The organism is Mesorhizobium sp. P2_D6 (assembly GCF_056404315.1).
Genome location: NZ_JBFUEG010000008.1, coordinates 230,399 through 254,241 on the forward strand (window position 1 = coordinate 230,399; position 23,843 = coordinate 254,241).

Consider the following 23,843-nt stretch of genomic DNA (forward strand, 5'->3'; position numbering starts at 1 on the left):
CCCTACCCTTGAATGCAAATTCGATTGCTAGGGAACGAGTTCATGGTTGATGTCACCATATCCAGCGTCATCGACGCGCCTGTCGAGAAGGTCTGGGCGCGCATACGCGACTTCAACGGCCTGCCGGGCTGGCATCCGCGCATGGTGGAAAGCCATATCGAGGACGGCAAGGACGCCCGCACCATCGGCTGCGTGCGCAATTTCGAGCTCGCCAGTGGCGCCCGTATTCGCGAAAAGCTGCTCGACTTCTCCGAAGAGAATTTCATTGTCAGCTACTCCATCCTGGAGACGCCGCAGCCGCTGACCAACCACAAGGCGACGCTGCAATTGCGCCGCGTGACCGACGGCGACCGCACCTACGCCGAATGGACCGCCAGCTTCGACGCCGCGCCCGAAGAGGCCGATAAGATCGCCGCCGGCATGGGCGCCAATGTCTTCCAGGGCGGCTTCAATGCGCTGAAGAGCCATTTTTCCGGCGAAAGCTGAACCAAGGAGCCTGCCATGGCACTTGCCCTCCAGACCTTTCCGACCGTCAGGGACGCCAACGCAGCGCTGAAGGCGTCCGGCACACGCTATCTCGGCGGCGGCACGCTGGTCGTGCGCGCCACCAATGAAGGCGATGTCTCCGTCACCAGCCTTGTCCGCTCCACCGATCCCTCGCTCTCGGCCATCGAGATCGCCGGCGGCAAGGCCCGCATCGGCGCCTCGGTGACCATGGCGGCGATCGCCCGCCATCCGCAGCTCGGCGCCATCGCCAAAGCGGCGCGCGCGGTCGGCGGCCCCGCGATCCGCAACATGGCGACGGTCGGCGGCAATCTGTTTGCGCCGGCGCCCTACGGCGATTTCGCCGTCACACTGCTGGCGCTGGATGCGACGGTCAGCACCGATGATAGGGAATTGCCGATTGGGGATTTTTTGGCCAAGCGGGACGACAACCACGCCATCGTCACCTCAGTCAGCTTCGCGCTGCCGAAGGCCGAGAGCTTCCGCTTCCTGAAAGTGTCGCGCGTGAAGCCCAAGGGCGTCTCGGTGCTGAGCATCGCCGCCGCGCTCGAACAGGCCGGCGACGGCGCCATATCCTCGGCGCGGATCGCGCTCGGCTGCATGGCCGACCGGCCGATGCGTGCACGCGCGGCGGAAAAGGCGCTGATCGGCAAACGGCTTGACCGGGACGGCATCGCAGCAGCGCTGGCTGCGGCAGGTGAAGGCACTTCGCCGATCACCGATCCGATCGCCAGCGCCTGGTATCGCGCCGAGGTCCTGCCGGTCCATCTCGGTCGTCTGCTGCTTACTTAACCACCGCTAGGGGGGCGCGCGTCTGTCCGATCAATCGGGCAGGCGCGCTGGGAGGAAAACATGGCAAAGGTTCCGGTTCAGTTCACGCTCAACGGCAGCGAGAAGGCCGAATTCGTCGAGAGCGGCACGACGCTGCTGCATGCGCTGCGCGACAAAATCGGCGACACCTCGCCGAAGGGCGGCTGCCATCAGGGCACGTGCGGCGCCTGTTCGGTCATCATCGACGGCGAGTTAAAACTCTCCTGTCTAACGCTGGCCGAAACCTGCAACGGCGCGACGATCACCACGACATCGGGCCTCGCTGAAGCCGGCGTTCTGCATCCGCTGCAGCGCGCCTTCCTCAACGCCTTCGCCACGCAATGCGGCTTCTGCACGCCGGGCATGATCATGGCTGCCAAGGTGCTGCTCGACCACACGCCCAATCCGAGCCGCGAGGATGTCGTCGAGGCGCTGTCCGGCAACATCTGCCGTTGCACCGGTTACGAACCGATCATCCAGGCGGTGCTGACCGCGGCGCGCGCCAATTCGCAGAACGCCGCCTAGAGCCGGATGATTTCAGGTCGAATCGACCTGAAATCTGAATCCGGCTCTAAATCAAAGAGATAGAGCATGATGTCGTCCGAAAACCGCTTCACACTTTTCGGCATCATGCTCTGAGGGGACCAAGAGAATGGAACTGCGCAAGAGCTATTTCGCCGATCAGCGCAAGGACGGCCTGCACGAGATTGGCCAGGGGCGTCCGCGGCTGGATTCGCCGGGCCATGTCACGGGCAAGACCGCCTATTTCGCCGACCGCAATTTCCCTGGCATGCTCCACCTGAAGATGGTGCGCAGCCCGCACCATCACGCCCGTATTCGCTCGATCGACACCTCCGAAGCCGAGAAGCATCCGGGCGTGGTGAAAATCCTCACCGCCAAGGACGTGCCGCACAACGTCTATACCATCCTGATCCTGATCCAGATCGGCCCGGAGGACGAGACGGTGCTGGCCGATGGCAAGGTGCGCTGGAAGGGCGAGGCCGTGGTGGCCGTACTGGCCGAGACCGAACGCGCGGCGCAGGAAGCCGCCGCCAAGGTCAAGGTTGACTACGAAGTGCTGCCGGCCGTCTTCGATATGGAGGAAGCGCTGAAACCCGGCGCACCGTTGGTCAACGAATACCACGGTCAGAACTATTATCTCTATGACAGCGGCGAATGCCGCAAGGTGCGCTTCGGCGATGTCGAGGCGGGCTTTGCCGAGGCCGATCATATCCTCGAGCAGAGCTACCAGTCCTCGCCGATCGAGCATGCGCCGACCGAGACCACCGGCTGCGTCGTGGTGCCCGACGGCAATGACCGCTTCACCTGCTACACCAATACGCAGGCGATGTTCTTCACCCTCGATAACGCCTCGATCATCCTGCAGATGCCGGGCTCGAAGCTGCATTTCGTCGGCGGCACGGTCGGCGGCGGCTTTGGCGGCAAGGTCGATGTCATCGTCGAGCCGATTGCCATCCTCGGCGCCAAACTAACCGGACGACCGGTCTGTTTCATCTACAGCCGTGAGGAGGAAATGCAGATCTCGTCACCGCGCGCGGCCGAAAAGGTCGTCATCAAGGACGGCGTGATGAAGGACGGCCGCATCGTCGCGCGCAAAGTCACCGGCTACACCGACGCCGGCGCCTATTCGCGCCACTCGCCCTATGGCGCGCAGAAGGGTGCTGCGCACTATCCCGGGCCCTATACGATCCCCAATGTGTGGATCGACACCTACTGCGTCTACACCAACCGCACGCCCTCCTCGGCCATGCGCGGCTTCGGCGTCACCATCGGCGATTTTGCGCTGGAGGTGCAGATGGACAAGCTGGCGCGGCTGATCGGCATGGACCCGCTCGAATTCCGCTTCATCAACGCCTATCGCGACGGCGACATGAAGGCGCATCGCCAGCCGACCGAAGGCGCGGCCCTGATCGAGTGCATGCAGGAGGCCTCGCGCGCCGCCAACTGGCCGGTGGCCGAAAAATACATGGCGATGTCCTCCTACAAGAAGGGAGCCTGAGATGGCGATCCGGCGCGGACGCGGCGTCGCCGCGATCAACTATCCGACAGGTATGAATCTCGGCGGCGATCCGACCCAGGCGCTGGTGCATTCGACGCCGACCGGCAATTTCATGGTCACGCTGTCGTCCGTCGATCTCGGTCAGGGCCTGAAGCAGATCATGGCGCAGATCTGCGCCGAGACGATAGGTGTGCCCACCGACCGCGTCATCATCGACACCGCCGATACCGACACCGGTCCGCACTGCATGGGCACCTTCGCCTCGCGCGGCACGCATCGCGCCGGCAATGCCGTCATCCAGGCGGCCAAGGAAGCCCGCCAGGTGATGCTGGAAGTGGCGGCGGAAGAGCTGGAAGTGAACGCCTCCGACCTCGAGACGGATGGCGAGGGCAACATCCTGGTCAAGGGCGCACCGCAGAAATCGATCTCGATCTTCGATGTCGCGCTGTCGGCGCATTTCAAGCGCGGCCGCTCGATTTCCGGACGCGGCATGTTCCTGATCCCGCGCTCCTATCCGGAGAAGGAAACCGGCGCGATGAAGCCGTCGACTTGCTACGCCCATGCCTGCACCGTGGCCGAGGTCGAGGTCGATGACGAAACCGGCGAAGTCACCGTGCTGACGGTGAAGAACATTTTCGAGATCGGCCGCGCGCTCAACCCGAAAATGGTCGAGCAGCAACTGGTCGGCGGCTCCTGGATGGGCATCAGCCATGCGCTCTACGAAACCACCGAGCCGTATTATCCCAACCGCGACCATGGCGGCATCGACTTCAACCAGTATCTGATGCCGGGACCGGGCGACCTCGCCGAGACCGAGATCATCGTGCTGGAGCGACCGTCCGCCGACGGGCCCTATGGCGCCAAGGGGCCGGGGGAAATGTGCGCCAACCCGCAGATACCGGCGGTCGCCAATGCCGTCTTCGACGCCGTCGGCGTGCGCATCGACACGCTGCCGATCACGCCCGAGCGAATTCTGCGCGCGCTCAAGGCGCAGGCGGCGAACTGAGGACAGGAAATGCCGGAGGTGAATGCGGAGACTGCAGCGACCTCACCGGAGGCGGTGGCGCAGCAGCTCGCCGCCTCGCGCTATCTCGCCGACGACAGCCTTGCGACCGCCATTTTCCTGGCGATCCGCTTGGGCAAGCCGCTGCTGCTCGAAGGCGCGCCCGGCGTCGGCAAGACCGAAGCCGCCAAGGCGATCGCAGAAGTGCTCGGGCGCGATCTGGTCCGCTTGCAATGCTACGAAGGCATCGACGCCGCGCATGCGCTCTACGAATGGAATTACCAGCGCCAGCTGCTCGCCATCCGCCATGCCGGCGAGCATGAGATCGACATCTATGACGACCGTTTCCTGATCGCCCGGCCGTTGCTCCAGGTGCTGCGGGCGCCCGACCAGCGCGTGCTGCTGGTCGACGAGATCGACCGCTCGGACCATGAATTCGAAGCGCTGCTTCTCGAATTCCTCTCCGATTTCCAGATCAGCATCCCGGAGCGCGGCACCATCCGCGCCGAAGCGCAGCCGATCGTCATCCTGACCTCGAACCGCACCCGCGAACTCGCCGAAGCATTGCGCCGGCGCTGCGTCTATCATTGGATCGGCTATCCCGACGCAAAGCGCGAGGCCGAGATCATCATGCTGCGCGCCGGGGGTGTCGCCGAGGCCACCGCGCGTGCGGTCGCCAATGCCGTGCAGGAGATCCGCGGCCGCCCGCTCGCCAAGCCGCCGGGCATCTCCGAGGCCGTAGAGTGGGCCAACGCCGCCACCATATTGGAGAAGGGCGGCAGCCCGTGGCCGGAAGCCTTCCGCCGCGCCATCGGCGTGCTGATCAAGGACGAGGAGGATCTATCCTCTATCGCACCGGAGCTTGGCCGGATTGTCGAGGAGGCGCTGGCGTGAGCCGGGACCTCAACGACCGCTTCGCCCCGTTTACGGGGAGAAGGTGCCCCGAAGGGGCGGATGAGGGGCGGCGCCACGATGGGCAGAAGGTGGCGCTGCCCCTCACCTGCCTGCCGGCATCCTCTCGCCGTAAACGGGGCGAGGAGGGCTTACCCCGAGCGGCCGCGCCCTTGCTCCACTTTGCCCAGCTGCTGCGCCGCCACGCCTTTGTCATCGCCCCGGAACAAGCGACCAGCTTCATGCAAGCGGTCACCCTGCTAGGCCCGCGCTCCATGGTCGATATCCGCGAGGCCGCCCTTGCCACGCTGGCGCCGCCACCCGACCGCCGCGGCGAATTCGACGCGCATTTCCGCAGCCATTTCTATGGCGACGCCAGACCCTCGATCGCAGGCGAAGAGGACGAGGAAACCCGCATCAAGGACGATCACGGCAAGCGTGAGGAAAAGAACCAGACCACGCGCCAGGAGAAAGGTGGCGAATTGTCGTCGGCGATCGAACAGCTGAGCAGCCGCGACTTCCAGCGCGACGATGATGGCCTTGGCCCCTTCCGCCGCAAGCTCGCTTCCGCGCTGCCCGCGCGCCGCTCCTTCCGCACCATGCGCACCCGTTCGCGCGGCACGCTCGACCTGCGCCGCTCGCTCAGCGAAATCGTCAGTGCCGATGGCGACATCCCCTCGCCGCAGCTGCGCCGCCGCCAAACCGTGCCGCGCAAGCTGCTGCTCTTGATCGATATCTCCGGCTCGATGAAGCTGCATACTGCCGACTATCTCAAACTGGCGCATGCGAGTGTGCAAGGCGCCGACCGCGCGGAAATCTTCACCTTCGGCACGCGGCTCACCCGCATCACCTCGGCACTGCGCATCCGTGATCGTGACCAGGCGATGGCCCGCGCCGCCGCACTGGTCGACGATTGGGACGGCGGCACGCGCATGGGGCCGACGCTGCTCGCCTTTCTCTCGGTGCCGCGCTTTTCTGCATTCGCGCGTGGGGCCGCAGTCGTCATCTTGTCCGACGCGCTGGAGCGCGGCGACCATGCCGAGCTCGAGACTGCGATCCGACGGCTGAGCGCTCGCGCCTTCCGGCTGTCGCTGGCCACACCTTTGGCCGGCGATCCGCGCTTCCAGCCTGCGACGGCAGCACTGCGCGCAATCCTGCCCGACCTTGACGATCTTATCGACGGATCGTCGCTGAACAGCCTCACCGATTTCATCCTGTCGCTCGGCCGCCCCGCCCCGGCGACGTCGATACTCTGGAAAAGGGTTTCGTAATGCAGAAAGCCATCGACGCGCATTTCCACATCTGGCGCCAGCAGGATCAGCCCTGGCTGGTCGGTCCGATGGTGCCGCGCATCTTCGGGCCGTACGAGCCGATCCGCCGCGACTATCCGATCACGGAGTTTCTAGACGACCAGAAAGGCGCCGGCGTCGAAAAGGCGGTCTATGTCCAGACCAACTGGGCCAAGGAGGATTTCGAAAAAGAGGTCGCCTTCCTGCAGAAGACTGCTCATGAAACCGGCTGGCCGCATGCCATTGTTGGCTATGCCGACATGACCGTGGACGACGTCCGGCACCAGATCGACCGGCTGATGGAATACCCCCTGCTGCGCGGCGTGCGCATGCAGCTGCACTGGCATGAGACGCCGGCCTTCCGCTTCGCCGCCTCGGCCGACCAGGTCACCGACCCAAAGGTGCGGGCCAATGTGGCGCGGCTGAAGGACTATGGCCTGTCGTTCGACCTCCAGCTCTTTCCCGCCCAGATGAAGGACGGGCTGACGCTGGTCGGCGAGAACCCGCAGACCAATTTCATCCTCACCCATGCCGGCATGCTGATCGGCATGGAGCCGGAAACGACCGAAGCCTGGAAAGCCGGCCTGCGCACGCTGTCAGCCGCGCCGAATTTTTACGCCAAGCTGTCGGGACTCGGCACCTTCGTGCACCGCAACGACCCGGATCTGATCGCCTACATCGTCGACAATGCGATCGACATTCTGGGTAGCGACCACCTGATGTTCGGCTCGAACTTCCCGATCGAGAAACTGTGGACCAGCCACGCCGAGCTGATCGAGGCGCACCGCGCGGCAGTGGCGAAGCACGGGCCGGCTGCCGAGGCGGATATTTTCTGGAACACGGCTGAGAAGGTTTATCGGCCGGTGTAGCACGGACCTCCCCTTCTCCCCCTGTGGGAGAAGGTGGATCGGCGCGCAGCGCCGAGACGGATGAGGGGTGCTGGAAGAAACTAGACGTGACAAGATCAAGGGATTTCAATCGCTTAGTTCTCAAAGGTCGCGATCCTTCCAACACCCCTCATCCGACCTCGCTTCGCGAGGCCACCTTCTCCCACAGGGGGAGAAGGTAAGGGCGCGCCGCCGCCTCACTTCACTTTAAACTCAGGATCGACCGGGATCTGCATCGCCGTCACCAGATGGTTGGTCTGCCCGGCCAGCCCGATAATCGACACCAGTTCGCCATGCTGCGCATCGGTCATGCCTTTGGCGCGTGCGGCGGCCATGTGCGAATGGACGCAGTAAGAGCAGCCATTGGCGGTCGAGACCGCGATGTAGATCATCTCCTTGGTCAGCGGATCGATGGCGCTCTCCGTGGCCATCACCACCTTCACCTGTTCCCATGTCCGTTTCAGCAAGGCCGGATCATTGGCCAACCCGCGCCAGAAATTGTTGACGAAGTCGGACTTGCGGGTGGCGCGGATGTCGTCGAACACCGCTTTGGCGACCAGGATTTTCTCGACCTCGGCGTCGCTGAGAAGTTTTGTGGCGGCCATGGCGGTTCCTTTCATCTGGGTCTGCGAACGGGATGAATCAGGTCGTGAGCAAACGCCGCTAGTCCATTTGCCGCACTTTGAATTTTGCCCGTTCCGGCAACAAATTATTCCACAGCTGAGAATGTCTGAACGTCAACCCTGCGCAGCGTGGCCCGAAACTTCGGCGCCCGCACCGGGCGGCAGCACGAGGAACCGCAACGCCGCCACCAGCCCGATGGTGCCGATAACAACAAAGGCGATGCGAAAATCAACGAGGTCGAGCGCCGGCCGGTCCCTCATGATCTGCGACAGGTTGAGTATCGCCGCCGCCACCGCGACACCGAACAGCATCGCTATTTGCTGCAGCATGGAAGACAGCGTCGCCGCCGAGCTGCGCTGCGCCGCGTCGATGTCGGCGAAGGCCAGCGTGTTCAGCGCGGTGAACTGCATCGAGCGCGACAAGCCGGCGATCAGCATCAGCGCCACCACCAGCGCCTGCGGCGTCTCAGGCGAGATCGCCGCGCAGGCCATGATCGAGGCCGAGGCGATCAGGCCGTTGACGACCATCACCGAACGGAAACCAAAGCGCCGCAGCGTCGGCGTCGTCACCGTCTTCATGCCGAGATTGCCGAGGAAATAGGCCAGGATCATCAGGCCGGCATCGACGGGCGAAAGCCCGAAACCAACCTGGAACAGCAATGGCAACAGGAACGGCGTGGCGTTGATGGCCACACGGAAGATGGTGCCGGCGGCGAGCGTCGAGATGGCGAAGGTCAACACCTTGAACGCGGAGAGATCGAGCAGCGGATGCGGCGCGCGCCGGAGGTGCCGCGCCGCCAGCCAGCCGATGACGATGCCGGCGGCAACCAGCAGCACCGTCGGCAAGGCGCCATCCTCGGGATGCGCGATGCGTTCCAGGCCATAGAGCAGGAGCGCGAGCCCCAGCGATGTCAGGAAAAATCCCGGCCAGTCCAAAGGCTTGGGATCGGCCTCGCGATCGCTTGGAATGAACCGGGCGACCAGCGCCAGCCCGATCAGCCCAAGCGGGATGTTGATGAAGAAATTCCAGTGCCAGGAGAGATAGGTGGTGATGAAGCCGCCGAGCACCGGCCCGACGACAGGCGCGAACAGCGCCGGCCAGGTGATCAGCGCCGTGGCATTGAGCAGCTCCGACTTCGGCGCATTGCGTAGCACGAGAATACGCCCGACCGGCGTCATCAGCGCGCTGCCCAGGCCCTGCACGACGCGGGCGGCGACGAATTGAGGGAGACTTTGCGAGAAGCCGCAGGCGAGCGAGGCCAGCGTGAACAGCACGATCGCCAGCAGGAAGATGTTGCGCGCCCCGAAGCGGTCGGCAAGCCAGCCCGACAGCGGCACGAACACCGCCATGGTCAGCATATAGACGGTGATGCCGATGCTCATCGCCACCGCCGGCACGCCGAAGGATTCTCCCATCTGCGGCAGCGAGGTCGAGATGATCGTCGAATCCAGCAATTGCATGAAAAACGCGATGGCGACGATCAGCGCCACGCGCCGCGCATTGCTGGCGGTCTCGGTGGAGGCTTCGCTGTCGGGAACGGCAGTCATGACGAACCGCGTTGAACAGCATATGGCTCGCCCAGTCCAGAGCCTAGCCAACAAACTTCCGTGTCAGCCCGAGGCCTGCTATGGGATGGACGGGTCGACGGAGGAAAGTGCGCGCATAAATGAAGCCGATCTATATCGACTACCTCAATGCCCTCGATATCGAAGCCCTTGAGATGACCGACGGCGAAATCATCGCCGCCGTCGAGGCCGGACTGGTCGCGCAAGGCAATGGCCAGACGGTCATCGAGCCACGCGTCCATCTCGAAGCCGATCCGGCTTTCCATGGCCATTTCAACGTGCTGCGCGGCTACGTCGCGCCGCTCGATGCGGCCGGCGTGAAGATCGTCGGCGACTATGTCGACAACTATCTGCACGGCCTGCCCTCTGAATTCGGCATTTTGAACCTGTTCGATCCGCGCACCGGCACGCCGCGCGCCATCCTTGACGCCACCGTCATCACCGACATGCGCACCGGCGCCATCACCGCCATCGGCGCCAAGCATCTGGCGCGCAAGAACTCGAAGGTGCTAGCCCATATCGGCGCGCGCGGCACCGCCTACTGGAACGTGCGCCTGCTCGATCATCTCTTTGATTTCGACGAGATCCGCGTCCATTCGCGCCGCCCGGAAAGCCGCGACGGCTTTGCCGCCAAACTCTCCGCCGATCTCGGCAAACCGGTCACGGCGGTCGCCGACTGGGAGAGCTGCGTCAAAGGCGCCGACATCGTCGTCGAGGCTTCGCGCCTGCCCGAGCCGCAGCCGCTCCTCAAGACCGAATGGATCAAACCCGGCGCTCTCGTCGTGCCCTACGGCACGATGAGCGCGGTGGAGCTATCGCTGACCGATATCATGCAGAAAATGGTCGTCGACGACTGGGGCCAGTGCAAGGGCGGCAAGTTCGGCTCGCTGCGCGCCCATGTCGAGACCGGACGGCTGAGCGAAAAGACGCTGCATGCCGAACTCGGCCAGATCGCTGCCGGCCTGAAAGCCGGGCGCGAAAGCGACGACGAGACGATCCTGTTCTGGCATCGCGGCCTGTCGCTGTCCGACATTGCGCTGGGCAAGGCAATGCTGGCCAAGGCCACAGACAAGGGCATAGGCCAGAGGCTGCGCTTCGCATGAGCGCGCTCGTCCTCAGCGGCGCCGGCATCAGCGTCGAGGATGTCGCGGCCGTCGCCCGTGGCGGCCGCAAGGTCGAGGTCGGGCCCGGCATCATCGAGAGGCTCGACAAAGCCCGCAAAGTGCTTGACCAGGCCGCAGCGTCCGGCCAGCAGATCTACGGCCTCAACACCGGGCTCGGCGCCAATCTCGGCACCACGGTCGAAGGCGATGCCAGTGCCTTCCAGCGCCAGCTGCTGGAAGGCCGCAGCGGCGCTGTCGGCGAGCCGCTGCCGCAAGAGGCGGTGCGGGCGACAATGCTGGCGCGCGCCGCGATGTTCTCGGTTGGCGGTTCGGGTATTTCGCCGGCTGTTTTGACCGCCCTTGTCGACGCGCTCAATGCGGGCGTGCATCCTGTGATGCCGTCTCTAGGTTCAATCGGCGCCGGCGACCTGCTGCTGATGACCGCGATAGCCCGTACGCTGATTGCGGAGGGCGAGGCTGACTACCAAGGCCGGCGCATGCCTTCCGCAAAGGCGTTGATGATGGCGCGGCTGGCGCCGGTCAGCCTGGCGCCCAAAGACGGACTGTCGTTGATCAATGCTTCGGCGGTCTCGACGGGCGCCGGCGCACTGGCGCTCGCTGATGCCCTCTCAGCCTTTGAACAACAGCAGCAAGCCGGCGCACTGACGATGGAGGCACTTGGCGCCAACCGCACCATCCTCGATCCGCGTCTGCATCTGGCGCGTCCGGCGGCCTGCCAGCAGCTTGCGGCAAAGGAGCTACGCGATCTGCTTGCCCGCGACGAGCAGCCGCAGCCCACCACCTTGCAGGATCCGCTTTCGGTCCGCTGCATGCCGTCGATACACGGCGCGCTGATCCAGGCGATCGACAATGCAAGGCTTGCGGTAGAAATCGAGCTCAACGCCGCCGCCGACAATCCTCTGGTACTCGGAGAGGACAATTTGGTCTTGTCGACAGGCAATTTCCACACCGCCTCGATGGCACTCGCTTTCGAGACGCTTGGCCTCGCCATCGCGCAGGCCTCAGCCGCAACGGCCGCACGCTTCGTCCAACTCACCGGCTCCGGCCGCAACGGCCTGCCCAAATATTTGTCGCCAATCGGCGGCGCGTCCGCCGGCTTCGTGCCGCTGCAAAAGACAGTCACGGCGATCCTCGCCGCCATCCGCCACAAGGCCAATCCCGTAATGCTCGACTTCCTGCCGGTCTCGGAAGGCGTCGAGGACCATGCGACGCAGACGCTGCTCGCTGTTACGAAATGCGCCGGCATGATCGGCCTGTGGAGACGGTTGATCGCCTTTGAGCTGATGGCGGCAGCACAGGCGGTCGATTTGCGCGAAGGCCTGACGCTGGCGCCGGCGACAGGAGTCATCCATGCGGCGGTGCGCGCGCACGTGGCGAGCCTCAGGGAAGACAGGCCGCTCGGCCCGGACGCCGAGCCGCTTTACGCCTCGCTCGCCAACGGTGGTTGGCGGGCGTAACAGCGACCAGGCCAGATCGGCGAGTTCAGGCCTTTTCATCCACCCTTTTCATGAATTGGCTGAGGTCGGCCGAGTCCATGCGCACCACATGCTTGTCTTCCGGATAAGCGCCGCTGTTGACGTCGGCGACATATTCGGAAAACGCCGCCACCCGCTCTGCTTGCAAGCGGTCATATTCGGCTGCGAAATTGCGATAGACCTTGGAATGGCGCGGCATGTGGCCCCTGTTCTGGCCGAGTATGTCGTCGGCGAACAGGTATTGCGCATCGCAGCCAGTGCCCGCGCCCATCGACAGCATGATCAGCGAGGTCCGCTCCGAGATTGCCTTGGCCACCTCGACCGGCACCACCTCAATCTCGGCGCCGATGGCGCCGGCGGCCTCATACTGCTTCACCGCCTCGAAGATCTGCATGGCGGTGTCGGCGGTCTTGCCGACGGCCTTGAAACCCCCGGTCCAGGTCGCACGCGACGGAATGAGACCGACATGGCCGATCACGGGGATGGCATCGTCGGCAAGCCGTTTGACGGTGGCGAAGCCGGCGCTGCAATAGACCGCGTCGGCGCCGGCCTTGTAGAGCCGGAAGGCCCAGCGCAGGAAATCGTCCGCCGTGCCGATCTCGTAAAAATTCTCGCCCGGCATGGTGAACAGGCTGGGCGCCGCATCGCGGTATTGCGGGTTGAGCACCAGCTCCGGCGGCACCGAGACGATGTCTACCCCTGCCCGCTCGGCGGCCTCGGCCTCGTCCATCGTCATCACGCGCAGCATGGTCAACTGGCGCTTGCCCTTCATGGCGCGCAAATCCGCCACCGTCGGTCTTTTCCGGCTCATCGATCTTGCTTCCTTGTGTTGCGGCTACTGCAGGCCGGTCAGCTGATGTCGATCATCACTTTGCCAGCCTCGACCTTAACTGCATAGGTCCTGAGATTGACGCAGACAGGCGCGCCCTTGGCGGCCCCTGTCTTGTAGTTGAAGCGGCCATTGTGCTTGGGGCATTCGATGATGTCGTCCATGACCAGCCCGTCGGCCAGATGCGTCTTCTCATGGGTGCAAAACCCGTCAGTGGCAAAGAATTCGTCATCGGGCGAGCGATAGATCGCAAAGCTGCGACCGCCATGATCGAAGCGGATGACATCCTCTTCGTCGACAGCGTCGACGGCGCACGCTTCAACCCAGTCAGCCATTTTTCTCTCCTGCTGAGATCGGAAGCCTATTCCGCCGCCGCCGACATGTTCAAGTCGTGGAATTCACCCCGGTAGGGCCGCGCAGTCGCCGGCAGTTCACGCTTGAGGAAATAGTCCTCGTATTTGAGCTGCTTGAGCATCACCGGCCAGACCTCGCGATAGGCATGCCACATCGACGGGTTGGGCTCCGGCAGATCATGCTTGATCAGCTCATGCAGCCGGGGCAGCGCATGGTAGGGCACCATCGGGAACATGTGATGCTCCACATGGTAATTCATGTTCCAGTAGATGAAGCGGCTGATCGGGTTCATGTAGACGGTGCGGGTGTTGAGCCGGTGGTCGACGACATTGTCGGCCAGACCGATATGCTGCAGCAGGCCGGTCAGCACCATGTGCCAGCTGCCGTAGAGGCGCGGCAGGCCGATGATCATCAGCGGCAGGAACGACCACATATAGAGCGCCAGCGCGATGGTCGCGACGTAGATGGCGACATGCCAGCGTGCGGCGGTGATGACCTTCGGCTGCTCCATCTCGGGGATGTAGCTTTTCTCGTCGGGCGAGATGTTGCCGAAGGCGTTGCGCACCAGTGTCGGCAGCGAATAGCGGAAATCGAGAATGCCGGTGAAGGCAAGGGCGGCGCGCAGCAGGTCCGGCGGCCGCATCACCGCGATCTCGGCGTCGCGGCCGACGATGATCGTGTCGGTGTGGTGGCGGGCATGGCTCCAGCGCCAGGTCACCGGATTGCGCACCACCATGAAGCTGGCGATCTGATAAATCGCATCGTTCATCCAGCGCGTCCTGAATGCGGTGCCATGACCGCATTCGTGCCAGCGCGAGTCGCTGGAGGAGCCATAGAGCAAGCCATAGACGAAGAAGAACGGCACGCACCACCAGGTGCCCCAGAACCAGATGCCGCCGGCAGCAGAGCCCAGTATGGCGACGATCCAGATGATGGTGTCACGGATCGCCGGGCCGTCCGAACGCTGCATCAGCTCCTTCATCGCCTTGCGCGAGACATCGGTGTGATACCATTCGGCCGAGGCCAGACCGGTCTCGATCGCCCGCCGCGTGCTTTCGCCAACCAGGCTGTAGTCGCGCTTTTTCTCCGTCACATCGACCTCCGATTTCCGGCCCGCCAGCCGAAGTTTTGCATCCCGGTCATGCCTTGCCCGCCAATCCAGGAAAATTGCCCGACGGCTTCGGGTAATCCTCGCGCGGCTGCTGCGCGATGGCAGCAATCCGGCGCTCTGCAGCGATGATCTCATCGGCGCCGTCGAGAACGCGGAACACCGCATCGTAGGAGCGGCTTTCGCCATGCTCCAACCAGATCATCTCGCCGCGTTCACGCGCCGCAAGGTTGCCGAGCACATGATGCGTCGAGGGTTCGATGCCCAGCGCATACTGTCCGGCCTGGAAATTCTGCCACTGATAGGCGCAAGGCAGCTGGTCCTTGCGCGTCACCACTTCGAAGCCGAGGCCGAGCCGGTCGTTGACCACCGCCACCGGCACCTCGCCGGTGGCATTGGCGGCCATTTCATGCTGCCAGACCTGCTCGCTGAACCCCAGTTGCGGCGCCGGCATCGTGCGGTAGCCGACCTGCTGCGCCTCGTAGCGCTCGCCGGCATGTCCGGCCCAGACGACATCCTTGATCGGTGCCAGATAGCGCGACCCTTCGTCGAGCAAGGGATGGCTGACATTGATGTGGTAGAAATACATATGCGGCGTGCGGTTGAAGCCGTGATTGACGACGCGATCGGAAAGTCGGATCTCGTTGCCGCCGACATCGGCCTCGATGCGGCGCAACAGATGCAGATCCTCGCCGAACACCGTCGCCTGCTGGACGATCGCCTCGGCCCACAGCACGCAGCGGTCGCCGTCCCAGGCCTCGCCATAACCGGTCAGCCGCGCCGGAATGGTGCCGATGCGGCCATGCAGCGAATGGACCACGCTCTTCTTGCCGGGATAGTTGTAGGTGTCGGCCGGCACTTCATCGCGGCCCAGAATATGGTCGAGACCGCAGGTCAAAAGCAGCCCGGAAAACGAACGCGCCCAGCCAAGTCCCTGCTCGCCTTCATAGTCGTGCAGGCCGGGATGACGGAACCCGCTTGGCGAATGCCAGCCGATCGCCTGGCCCCTGAAATCGCAATCGGCGATATCGAGCGCCCGGTCGACCAGCGCCGTGAAGCGCAGGCCCGAGCCGGTGCGGAATTCGAGCATGCGGATGCCGCGTTCGACGCCGTCGCCAAGTGTCATCAGCCGCACGCCGGCAAATTGCGACAGCATGCCCGAACGTTCGCTGACCTGCCGGCGCGAAAGCGTCTTGCCGTAAAGCTCTACCATGTGCCGGCCGCTTCTCTCACTTCGCTGTGGCGATGCGCCGCCGCAAAGCGGCGACGCAAGGGGTGTTGGTGTCAAAGGCCGTTGGCGCGGAACTTGTCGTCGAGGAATTTCTTCGCCCTCGGCACATCGTCTTCCGAGAGATGCTCGATGATGACAGGGATGTTCGGGTTCTTCTGCGCCAGGCGCTGCAGATAGAGATCGTAGTTGAGCGAACCGGTGCCCGGTGCGTTGAGCACCATCTCGCCGACGCCGCGGAAGGTGTGCGAGGCGAGCGCGTCATCATCGCCGATATCGGCGTGCTTCTCACTCTTGTCGTCGCCGGCGCGCGCGACATCCTTGGCGTGCGCAATCTTGACCTTGTCGGCCAGCGTGTCGAACACCTGGTTCAGCACCTTGTCCATCTGGTCGATGTTGTGGCTTTCGAAATAGTTGGTCGGGTCCATCAGCAGGCCGAGACCGGGATGGTCGACCTGCGCGAACATGCGCACCGTTTCCTCGACCGAGCCGACGACATTGTTGACGTAGGTTTCGAGCAGGAACATCGAGCCGTGGTCGTAGGCTTCCTGCGCCAGTTCGGCGATCACCTTGCGGCACATTTCAAAGCCCTCTTCGGACTTGTTCTTGGGATCGCTCATCCACTCGCTCTCGGTGTTGTAGGTGCCGGTTTCCGAGATCACATAGGCCGAGCCGAGCTGGCGGGCGTTGCGGATGATTTCCTTCAGCCGATCGACATTCGCCTTGCGGTGCGCGAGGTCGGGATGAATGACATTGGTGTAGCCCGAGATGCAGCAGATCGGCAGGTCGTAGGCACGAAATGTATCGCGGACTTTCTTGGCCTTGTCCTTGGTGATCTGGCCGGCCGACAGGTCGATATCCTTGAAGTGCAGGTCGAGCTGTACGGTGTTGAAGCCGTGGCCGCGAATTTTCTTCGCCGTCTCTTCGAGCCCGTAGGGGAAGTACCCCGTAAAAATCCCGGATTGCATCATGGTGTGAAGTCCTCCCTGTAAGCGATTCAGTTGATTCAGTTTGTCGAGATTTCGGAAAGCTTGACCGTGCGGCCCTTGTCGATCGAGCGGTAGCCGGCTTCGACCAGCGCCATGGTCTTGACGTTGTCGGCGACGGAGAGCGCCGGCGGCGTGCCGGTCTTCACCGCGTGCTGGAGCTGCTCCATGACGCCGATGAAGGCATGCGGGAACCACATCGTGTCCCAGCTGGGCGTCACCCATTTGCCGTCGGTGGTTTCGGTCGAGGCGTAGGTCAGCGTCGAGGCGGAGCCTGTCGGCCAGCCGATCGTGCCCTTGGCGACACCCTTGGTGCCGTCGACGCGCCAATTGATGTGCTGGTCGTCCTTGTAGCCATCCTGGCGCGGACCGGACCAGACATCTTCCAGCGACACCGCGAGCACGCCGGAGGGAAAGCGCAGCGTCGACACGGTGATGCCGTCGGAATGGTCGAATTTTGTGCGCGGGTCCTTGCGCGTCAGAGTCGTGATCTCGTCGGGATCGCCAAACAGAAAACGCAGCACGTCGAGATGGTGCACGCTCATATTGGCGAGCGTCAGCCGGTCATAGTCCTCGAGAAAAGTCTGCCAGTGCGGGATGGCGTGCATGTCGATCTGCGCGAAGACGATGTCGCCCAGCGCGCCGCTGTCCATGATCTGCTTCAGGACACGCATCGACTGGTCGTAGCGCATGTTCTGGTTGACCGAGAGGATCTTGCCGGCCTTGGCCGCCGCGTCGCGCAACTCGATCGCATCCTCGAGCGACCGCGCCAGCGGCTTTTGCGCCAGGATCGCCTTGATGTGCTTTTGCTTCAGCGCATGGCGGATCAGCGCCGGCTGCTGGTCCGGCGGAAAGGCTAGGTCGATGATCTCGACATTTGTGTCCTCGATCAGCTGTTCCGGCGTGTCGTGGACGGTCGGAATGCTCCAGCGCTTGGCGACTTTCTCGGCGCTGGCCTTGGTGCGCGAGGCAATCGCCACCACAGGAAAGCCGGCCTCCTTGTAGGCAGCCAGATGGCATTCGGCCATGATCATGCCGGCGCCGACGCAGCCGATTCTGTATTCCTTCGTGCGGACCTTCACGTCCGGCTCAAAGCCCTTGTTTGTCATCTGGTCCTCCCGAAATTCTTCTCTGAGCGTCGCCGTCAACGTGCCAGCGCTCCCCCGCTCTGTCCGAAATAATGCACGCGGGCCGGCTCGCAGGATATCGCCACCATTGCATCCGGCCTGATGTCGGGCTGACCGCGCAGCAGCGCCCGCAGCCGTGCCTGCCCGGCGGCCAGCGTCACCACCGTATAGCCGCCCAGCGGCTCGACCTCGAACACCCGCGCCGGACGGCTTGACGTCCCATCCACCCATGGCCCGACCTTGATGTCTTCCGGCCTGAGCCCGATCTCGACGGCATCGGTTGGAGCAGCCTTATCAGCGATGCGGATCGTGCCTTCCGCCGCCTCGACGCCGCTGGCGCCGCGCACCGATTTCAGGATGTTCATCATCGGCGAACCGAGCAGTCGCGCCACATAGGTGCTGGCTGGGCGGTCGTAGATTTCGGCCGGCGCGCCGATCTGCCTGATCTTGCCGTTCTCCAGGATGGCGATGCGGTCGGCGACCGACATCGCCTCCTCCTGGTCGTGCGTGACGTAGATCAACGTCTTGCCGAGTTCGCGCTGGATGCGCTTCAGCTCGACGCGCGTCTCCTCGCGCAGCCGCGCGTCGAGCGCCGAGATCGGATCGTCCATCAGATAGGCATTGGGATCGCGCACCAACGCACGCGCAATCGCTACGCGCTGCCGCTCGCCGCCCGAAAGCTGCGCCGGCGGCTTGTGCAGGATATGACCGATATGCAGCTTGGCGGCGACATCGGCGACGCGCTTTTTGATCTGGAGTTCGGCGACCCCGCGTTCGACCAGCGGGAAGCGCACATTGTCGAGCGCGCTCATATGCGGGAACAGCGCCAGATTCTGGAACACCATGGCCACGTTGCGCTCGGCCGGCGACACCGCATTGACCGGTTTGCCGCCGATCAGGATCTCGCCCGTATCAGGCGCTTCCAGCCCAAGCACCAAGCGTAGGATTGTAGACTTGCCCGACAGCGGCGGACCGAAAAAGCAAAAAAACTCGTTGTCGTTGACCGTGAACGAGGCGTCGTCGACGGCGAGTGTTTTGCCGTAGCGCTTGGTCACATTGCGGAAGACGATGTCGGCCATGGTCTCAGTCCGCTTTCATGGCGCGGCCGGTGGCGGCGTCGAAGATGCGCACCGACTGCGCGGCCGGCGCGAGGATGGCGATTTGCCCGATCGCCAGGCCGACATCATTGTCGAACACCGCCTTCACGGCGCTCTCACCCTCACCGAGATGGACGATAGTGCGCGCGCCGATCCGCTCGACGAAGGTCACCGGCATCGACAGGCCCGGGCCACGCTGTACCAGTGTCACCTGCTCCGGACGAAAGCCGTAAAACACTTCGCCGCGCGCTCGGCGCACGGAAGCGGCGATATCGTCGGGCAGCGGTGGCGTGGCGCCCAGCGGACCGAGGTCGACGATCAGGCCGCGGTCGCTTTCCGCCAGCCAGCCCTTGAGCAGGTTCATGCCCGGCGCGCCGATGAAGCGGGCGACGAACAGATTGGCCGGATTGTTGTAGACCTCGAGCGGCGTGCCGACCTGCTGCAGCACGCCATGGTCCATGACAGCGATGCGGTCGGCCATGGTCATCGCTTCGAGCTGGTCGTGGGTGACATAGACCATGGTCTGCTTGAACTGGCGCTGCAACTGCTTCAGCTCGGTGCGCATGACGGCCCGGAAGGCGGCGTCGACATTGGACAGCGGCTCGTCGAGCAGGAAGATCGCCGGCTCCATGATCGCCGAGCGGCCAATCGCCACGCGCTGCAGAATGTTGACCGACAGCCGGTCGGCCTTGCGGTCGAGCAGCGGCGTCAGCTGCAGCATCTCGGCAATGGCGCCGACGCGGCGGTCGATCTCGGCTCGCGCCGCGCCGCGCATCCTCGGTCCATAGCCGAGGTTCTGGCGCACCGTCATATGGGTGAAGATGGCATAATTCTGGAACACGAAGCCGACGCCGCGCCGCCCCATCGGCACGCCGGCCATGTCCCGCTCGCCAAACAGGATCTTGCCGCCGGTCGGCTCTTCCATGCCGGCGATCATGTTCATCGTCGTCGACTTGCCGCAGCCCGAGGGGCCGAGCAGCGCCATGAACTCACCGTCGGCGATGGCCAGATCCATGGTCTTCAGCGCGGTGAAGTCGCCGAATTTCTTGACCAGGTTCTGCAAATGGATGGCGCTCATGCCGGCATCTCCGCTGTACGCGCCATGCGCTTCATGGCAAACACCGCTGCGATCGACAGCACGATCAATATGGCCAGCGCGATCGCCGCGACATAACCCCAGATCAGGTCCTGCGTGGTCAGCTTGTAGATGTAGACCGAGATGGTTTCGGTGGCGACGCCGGGACCGCCGCCGGTCATGATGTAGAGCGTGTCGAAGATCTTGAAGTTCTCGATCACCCGGATCGCCAGCGCGATGATGATGATCGTCTTCATCTTCGGCAGCACGATGGTGACGAAGCGCTGCCACGGATTGGCGCCAAGCAATGTCGCAGCCTTGATCTGGTCCTCCGGCACGCCAACCAGGCCGGCGAGCAGGATGAGGAACATCAGCGGTGTCCACTGCCAGATGTCGGCGACCATGACGGCAAACAGCGCCAGCGTCGGGTCCGACAGCCAGGCAATGGTCACCGGAGAACCGGTGGGCGACGACAAGATGTCGTTCACCGGGCCGCCGGACTGGAACAGCATGAAGAACATGTAGCCGGCCACCGCCGGCACCACCATCATCGGCATCAGCAGGATCGAATAGAAGATGCGCTTGCCCGGAAACTCGTCGGCAAACAGCGTTGCCAGCGCCAGCCCGAGCAGGAATTCCACCGGCACGCAAACAATCATGACGATGGCCGTGCGCTTCAGCGCGCTCCAGAAGCGCGCATCGGCGGCAAGGTCGGTGTAGTTGGCAAAACTGTTCCACATCGACCAGGCGCTCCACCAGCCGAGGCCCGACAGCGGCGACCAGTCGGTCAGGCTGATGTAGAGCTGCATCAGCAGCGGGAAGACGGCGATGAACAGCACCAGGATCTGCGCCGGCAGCGTCAGCCGAAAGCCGAGTTTTGCGCCATCGTCCCGCTGGGCCGGCTTTGCCTGGACGGCGTCCATGTCGTCCTCCGAAATCGTTGCGGTCACCGCGCTCATTGCTTGAGCGCCCCAAAGGTCAGGCCGCGCACCAGATGGCGCTGGATGGCGATGCCCATGATCACCGGCGGTACCGCGGCGATCAGGCCGAGCGCCGCCTTGGCCCCGTAGAGCTGTCCGGTCATCGAGGATGACAGCGAGGCCATGTAGACGGGGATCGTCACCCATTCGCGCGTCGTCAACAGCAGCGCGATCAGATAGTCCGACCAGTTGAGGATGAAGACGAAGAGCGCTGCGCTCGCCAGCGGAGCGCGCATCATCGGTAGCGTGATGCGGGTGAAGACGCGCCACCGCGAACAGCCCTCGACCAAGGCCGCTTCCTCGATCTCGCGCGGCATGTCGTCAAAAAAGGTCTTCATCAGCCAGAAGGCGAACGGCAGCGTGACGATGCCGTAGATCAGCGATAGCCCCCACCAGCTGTCGGTGAAATTGAGGAAAGCCCACATGATCATGACAGGCGTCATCACCGCCATCGGCGGAAACAGCCTGAGCTGGATCAGCGCCAGCGGCAGGTTCTGGCCCGAGCCGAAGCGCGACAGCCCGTAGGCGGCTGCGGTACCGGCCGACATGGCGATCGCTGTTCCGAACGTGGCCGACAGCAGCGACGACAGGATCGGTTTCAGCGCGTTGCGGTCAAGCGCGACGATCAGATTGTTGGTGGACTCGCCGAAGACGAAGCGAAAATTGCTGAGCGTCGGGTTTTTCGGCCACCATGTCAGCTCGGCGCCGGTTGCCGACCATTCGGCGATCGGCTTGAACGCCATCGACACCATCCACAGGATCGGGATCAACGTCACCGCCATGGCCGCGGCAATCGCGGCATAGCGGAATATCTCGAAGGGAGCGGAACGCTTCATCTGGCTGCTTTGCTGGTGGCGTCGTTTAGCGGAGAGGAGGAGCGACAAGCCCCTCCCCTCCCTTTTGATCCCGGATCAGCTGATCGGATCGAGAACGGTCGGCCAGGCCTCCTTGTTGGTCTTGATGGCTTCGAGAAGCTTGTCCTCGCCGATGCGGCGGGCAATCTTCTTCCACTCGCTCTCGGTGTCGGCCATTGCCTGCTCTGCGGTCTTGGCCTTGGTCAGCGATGCCATCAGGTTCTCGTCCAGCGCATTGTGGAAGGCGGTGGCACCCGGATAGTTGATGGTCGGCACGGTGCGGGCGACCGTCTCGCGCACCACGTCCATGTGGTAGGCGTGATAGGTCTGGCGAACCAGCGGATCGGAGAAGTCCGACAGCCGGAACGGATCGAAATAGCCGCCCGGATTGGCCGTCATCCAGGCATAGATGCGGGCGGAGCCCAGCCATTGCAGCAGGAGATACGCGACCTCCTGGTTTTTCGACTGCGATGAGACCATGCCGGTCAGCGAGAACCACAGCACCGAACGGCTGATCAGCTTGCCGCCGATCTCGCGACCGGGCGGCAGCATGGAGCCGATCTTGCCGGTGACAGCCGAATCCTTGTTGCCGGCATTGTCGAGGAATTTCGGCAGATTGGAGAAGGCGCAGGTCATCGCCGCCCCACCCTTGGCGAAATTGCCATATTGCTCCGGCCAGCCCCACGAGATCGCATCCGGCGAATGATGCGCCAGCGAGGCGATGTATTCGTTGGTGGCGGCAATGCCCTGTTCGGAATTGATCAGCGGCTTGCCGTCTTCGCCGAACAGGAACTGGTTGGGCGACGCCATCGAAACATAGCGCTGATACCAGTTGGTGTAGCCCCAGCCCTGGTTGCGCAGGTCGGTCGAGCCGAACAGGCCCTTGTCCGGGCGCTGGAAGAAGGCGGCGATGTCGCCGTGCTGTTTCCAGGTTTTTGGCGGCGCCAGATCGTAGCCGTATTTGTCCTTGAACGCCTTCTTCTCGGCTTCGTCGCCGAACAGATCGGTGCGGTAGACCCAGGTCTGGAAGTCGCCGTCCAGCGACACGCCATAGGTCGAACCGCGATATTTGTTGAGCAGCGACACGCCCTTGGCGCCGTCGACATAGCCGGTCTTGGGGTCGTCCCACTCCGGCTTGTACTGGGCGACGAAGTCGTCGAGCTTGGCGATGCCGCCGGTTTCGGCGAGGTCGCCGAGGCGGTTCCATTCCGTCGAGTAGATGTCGTAGGCCCCACCCTTGGTGGAGATGTCCTGCATCGTCTTGGTGAATTCCTGGCCGTTCGGCAGGCCGACGATTTCGATCGGAATGCCGGTTTCCTTTTCCCACAGATCCTTGATCGACGGCGCACCGGCCGGGAACGGCTGCGTCAGCTGGCCGATCGAGCCATCCGAGAGGCCGAGCACGATCTTGGCCGGTGCCTTGCCGGCGCCCTTCAGCGCCTTGGCCGCCTCGATGGCGCGGCCTTCCGGCGTGTCGGCGCCATACTGATAGCGCTCGGCGCCGTCGAAGCCGGTCGGGCCGCCGATCATGCCCGGCGCCAGCGCGTCGGCCGCAAAGGCGCGGCCGGGGCGAATGAATTGCGGGGCGATACCTGCCGCGGCCACGAAGACGGCCGCCTTTCCACCGGACGCCAGCAAACGGCGCCGCGACATGCGGATCAAATCAGACATTGAAAACTCCTCCCTCAGAGCCTTGTTCCTCCATGGCTCCGATGATTGATATTGACGGCACTATGCAAAGGCTGTCAACATCATAAATAATCAAAAAACATCATAACATCGCATACAGGGAGAGAAAATGCCTTACACCGATCAGCAGTCACCCCTCTCGATGCCTGTATTTGATGGGAAAATGCGGCTCGCCTCACACGCGCGGCTGGGCCGCATGATTTGGTTTAGCGCAATGGCTTGCGCATCGGCTAAGGCCGGTTACATCATTTCCCATCAGAATCGCGGACAGCGATGAACCGTCATCCGAGTCCGGGTTGCGCGATTTTGATGCTTTTGCTGAGG

General features: G+C 63.6%; 23 protein-coding genes. 10 read left to right on the top strand and 13 right to left on the bottom strand.

All coding sequences use genetic code 11. The features are described 5' to 3' along the window. The first annotated feature begins 42 nt into the window (after positions 1-42). The 8 genes from AC1D1L_RS19055 (at position 43) to AC1D1L_RS19090 (ending at position 7,386) form a co-directional block, all read left to right on the top strand. On the top strand, positions 43-486 hold the full coding sequence (locus AC1D1L_RS19055) for an SRPBCC family protein (protein WP_477343014.1): 444 nt from the start codon (positions 43-45) through the stop codon (positions 484-486). Between the two features lie 15 nt (positions 487-501). After that, positions 502-1,296 (top strand): FAD binding domain-containing protein, encoded by a 795-nt coding sequence (locus AC1D1L_RS19060; RefSeq protein WP_477343015.1) that lies wholly within the window; start codon positions 502-504, stop codon positions 1,294-1,296. Between the two features lie 60 nt (positions 1,297-1,356). Beyond that, positions 1,357-1,839: a (2Fe-2S)-binding protein gene (locus tag AC1D1L_RS19065; RefSeq protein ID WP_477343016.1), complete on the top strand. Its 483-nt coding sequence runs from the start codon at positions 1,357-1,359 to the stop codon at positions 1,837-1,839. A 127-nt stretch (positions 1,840-1,966) separates the two neighbouring features. Continuing rightward, entirely contained in the window at positions 1,967-3,334 is a 1,368-nt protein-coding gene (locus tag AC1D1L_RS19070) for a xanthine dehydrogenase family protein molybdopterin-binding subunit (protein ID WP_477343017.1), read from the top strand. 1 nt (position 3,335) lies between these two features. Beyond that, entirely contained in the window at positions 3,336-4,340 is a 1,005-nt protein-coding gene (locus AC1D1L_RS19075) for a xanthine dehydrogenase family protein molybdopterin-binding subunit (RefSeq protein WP_477343018.1), read from the top strand. A gap of 9 nt (positions 4,341-4,349) precedes the next feature. Then, entirely contained in the window at positions 4,350-5,231 is an 882-nt protein-coding gene (locus AC1D1L_RS19080; protein WP_477343019.1) for an AAA family ATPase, read from the top strand. Positions 5,232-5,503: 272 nt separating this feature from the next. Continuing rightward, on the top strand, positions 5,504-6,499 hold the full coding sequence (locus AC1D1L_RS19085) for a VWA domain-containing protein (RefSeq protein ID WP_477343119.1): 996 nt from the start codon (positions 5,504-5,506) through the stop codon (positions 6,497-6,499). Beyond that, complete coding sequence (locus AC1D1L_RS19090; RefSeq protein ID WP_477343021.1) at positions 6,499-7,386, top strand: amidohydrolase family protein; 888 nt, start codon at positions 6,499-6,501, stop codon at positions 7,384-7,386. Before AC1D1L_RS19085 ends, AC1D1L_RS19090 begins: the two co-directional genes overlap by 1 nt. A gap of 215 nt (positions 7,387-7,601) precedes the next feature. On the opposite strand, the gene AC1D1L_RS19095 is transcribed toward AC1D1L_RS19090, so the two are convergent. Beyond that, on the bottom strand, positions 7,602-8,009 hold the full coding sequence (locus AC1D1L_RS19095) for a carboxymuconolactone decarboxylase family protein (protein WP_477343022.1): 408 nt from the start codon (positions 8,007-8,009) through the stop codon (positions 7,602-7,604). Between the two features lie 132 nt (positions 8,010-8,141). Then, positions 8,142-9,575: a DHA2 family efflux MFS transporter permease subunit gene (locus AC1D1L_RS19100; RefSeq protein WP_477343023.1), complete on the bottom strand. Its 1,434-nt coding sequence runs from the start codon at positions 9,573-9,575 to the stop codon at positions 8,142-8,144. Positions 9,576-9,694: 119 nt separating this feature from the next. Between AC1D1L_RS19100 and AC1D1L_RS19105 the strand changes: the two genes are divergently transcribed. Both AC1D1L_RS19105 and AC1D1L_RS19110 read left to right on the top strand, forming a co-directional pair. Beyond that, positions 9,695-10,696 carry an ornithine cyclodeaminase family protein gene (locus AC1D1L_RS19105; RefSeq protein ID WP_477343024.1) on the top strand — a complete coding sequence of 334 codons (1,002 nt, stop codon included), beginning with the start codon at positions 9,695-9,697 and terminating at the stop codon, positions 10,694-10,696. Next, positions 10,693-12,174, top strand: a complete 1,482-nt coding sequence (locus AC1D1L_RS19110; RefSeq protein WP_477343025.1) for an HAL/PAL/TAL family ammonia-lyase — start codon at positions 10,693-10,695, stop codon at positions 12,172-12,174. Before AC1D1L_RS19105 ends, AC1D1L_RS19110 begins: the two co-directional genes overlap by 4 nt. 25 nt (positions 12,175-12,199) lie before the next feature. Here the strand turns inward: AC1D1L_RS19110 and AC1D1L_RS19115 are convergent, their stop codons facing one another. The 11 genes from AC1D1L_RS19115 to AC1D1L_RS19165 all read right to left on the bottom strand — a co-directional run bounded on the left by AC1D1L_RS19115 (position 12,200) and on the right by AC1D1L_RS19165 (position 23,501). Then, positions 12,200-13,003 carry a 3-methyl-2-oxobutanoate hydroxymethyltransferase gene (locus AC1D1L_RS19115; RefSeq protein WP_477343026.1) on the bottom strand — a complete coding sequence of 268 codons (804 nt, stop codon included), beginning with the start codon at positions 13,001-13,003 and terminating at the stop codon, positions 12,200-12,202. A gap of 38 nt (positions 13,004-13,041) precedes the next feature. Beyond that, the gene (locus tag AC1D1L_RS19120; RefSeq protein ID WP_112560265.1) at positions 13,042-13,356 is read right to left on the bottom strand and encodes a MocE family 2Fe-2S type ferredoxin; all 315 of its coding nucleotides are present in this window, start codon (positions 13,354-13,356) and stop codon (positions 13,042-13,044) included. Positions 13,357-13,382: 26 nt separating this feature from the next. Then, entirely contained in the window at positions 13,383-14,468 is a 1,086-nt protein-coding gene (locus tag AC1D1L_RS19125) for a fatty acid desaturase family protein (RefSeq protein WP_112560264.1), read from the bottom strand. 46 nt (positions 14,469-14,514) lie between these two features. Continuing rightward, positions 14,515-15,696, bottom strand: coding sequence for an aldose 1-epimerase family protein (locus tag AC1D1L_RS19130; protein WP_477343027.1), 1,182 nt, complete (start codon positions 15,694-15,696; stop codon positions 14,515-14,517). Between the two features lie 71 nt (positions 15,697-15,767). Next, positions 15,768-16,682, bottom strand: coding sequence for a sugar phosphate isomerase/epimerase family protein (locus AC1D1L_RS19135; RefSeq protein ID WP_112560262.1), 915 nt, complete (start codon positions 16,680-16,682; stop codon positions 15,768-15,770). A 35-nt stretch (positions 16,683-16,717) separates the two neighbouring features. Continuing rightward, positions 16,718-17,806, bottom strand: coding sequence for a Gfo/Idh/MocA family protein (locus AC1D1L_RS19140; protein WP_477343028.1), 1,089 nt, complete (start codon positions 17,804-17,806; stop codon positions 16,718-16,720). 35 nt (positions 17,807-17,841) lie between these two features. Then, a complete protein-coding gene (locus tag AC1D1L_RS19145) occupies positions 17,842-18,903 on the bottom strand; it encodes an ABC transporter ATP-binding protein (protein WP_477343029.1) in 1,062 nt (353 codons plus the stop codon). A 4-nt stretch (positions 18,904-18,907) separates the two neighbouring features. Beyond that, complete coding sequence (locus AC1D1L_RS19150) at positions 18,908-19,999, bottom strand: ABC transporter ATP-binding protein (protein WP_477343030.1); 1,092 nt, start codon at positions 19,997-19,999, stop codon at positions 18,908-18,910. After that, complete coding sequence (locus AC1D1L_RS19155) at positions 19,996-20,955, bottom strand: carbohydrate ABC transporter permease (protein ID WP_477343031.1); 960 nt, start codon at positions 20,953-20,955, stop codon at positions 19,996-19,998. Before AC1D1L_RS19155 ends, AC1D1L_RS19150 begins: the two co-directional genes overlap by 4 nt. Continuing rightward, on the bottom strand, positions 20,952-21,812 hold the full coding sequence (locus tag AC1D1L_RS19160) for a carbohydrate ABC transporter permease (protein WP_112560257.1): 861 nt from the start codon (positions 21,810-21,812) through the stop codon (positions 20,952-20,954). The genes AC1D1L_RS19155 and AC1D1L_RS19160 overlap by 4 nt, the downstream gene beginning before the upstream one ends. A 75-nt stretch (positions 21,813-21,887) precedes the next feature. After that, positions 21,888-23,501 (bottom strand): extracellular solute-binding protein, encoded by a 1,614-nt coding sequence (locus AC1D1L_RS19165; RefSeq protein ID WP_352583686.1) that lies wholly within the window; start codon positions 23,499-23,501, stop codon positions 21,888-21,890. Positions 23,502-23,843 lie beyond the last annotated feature (342 nt).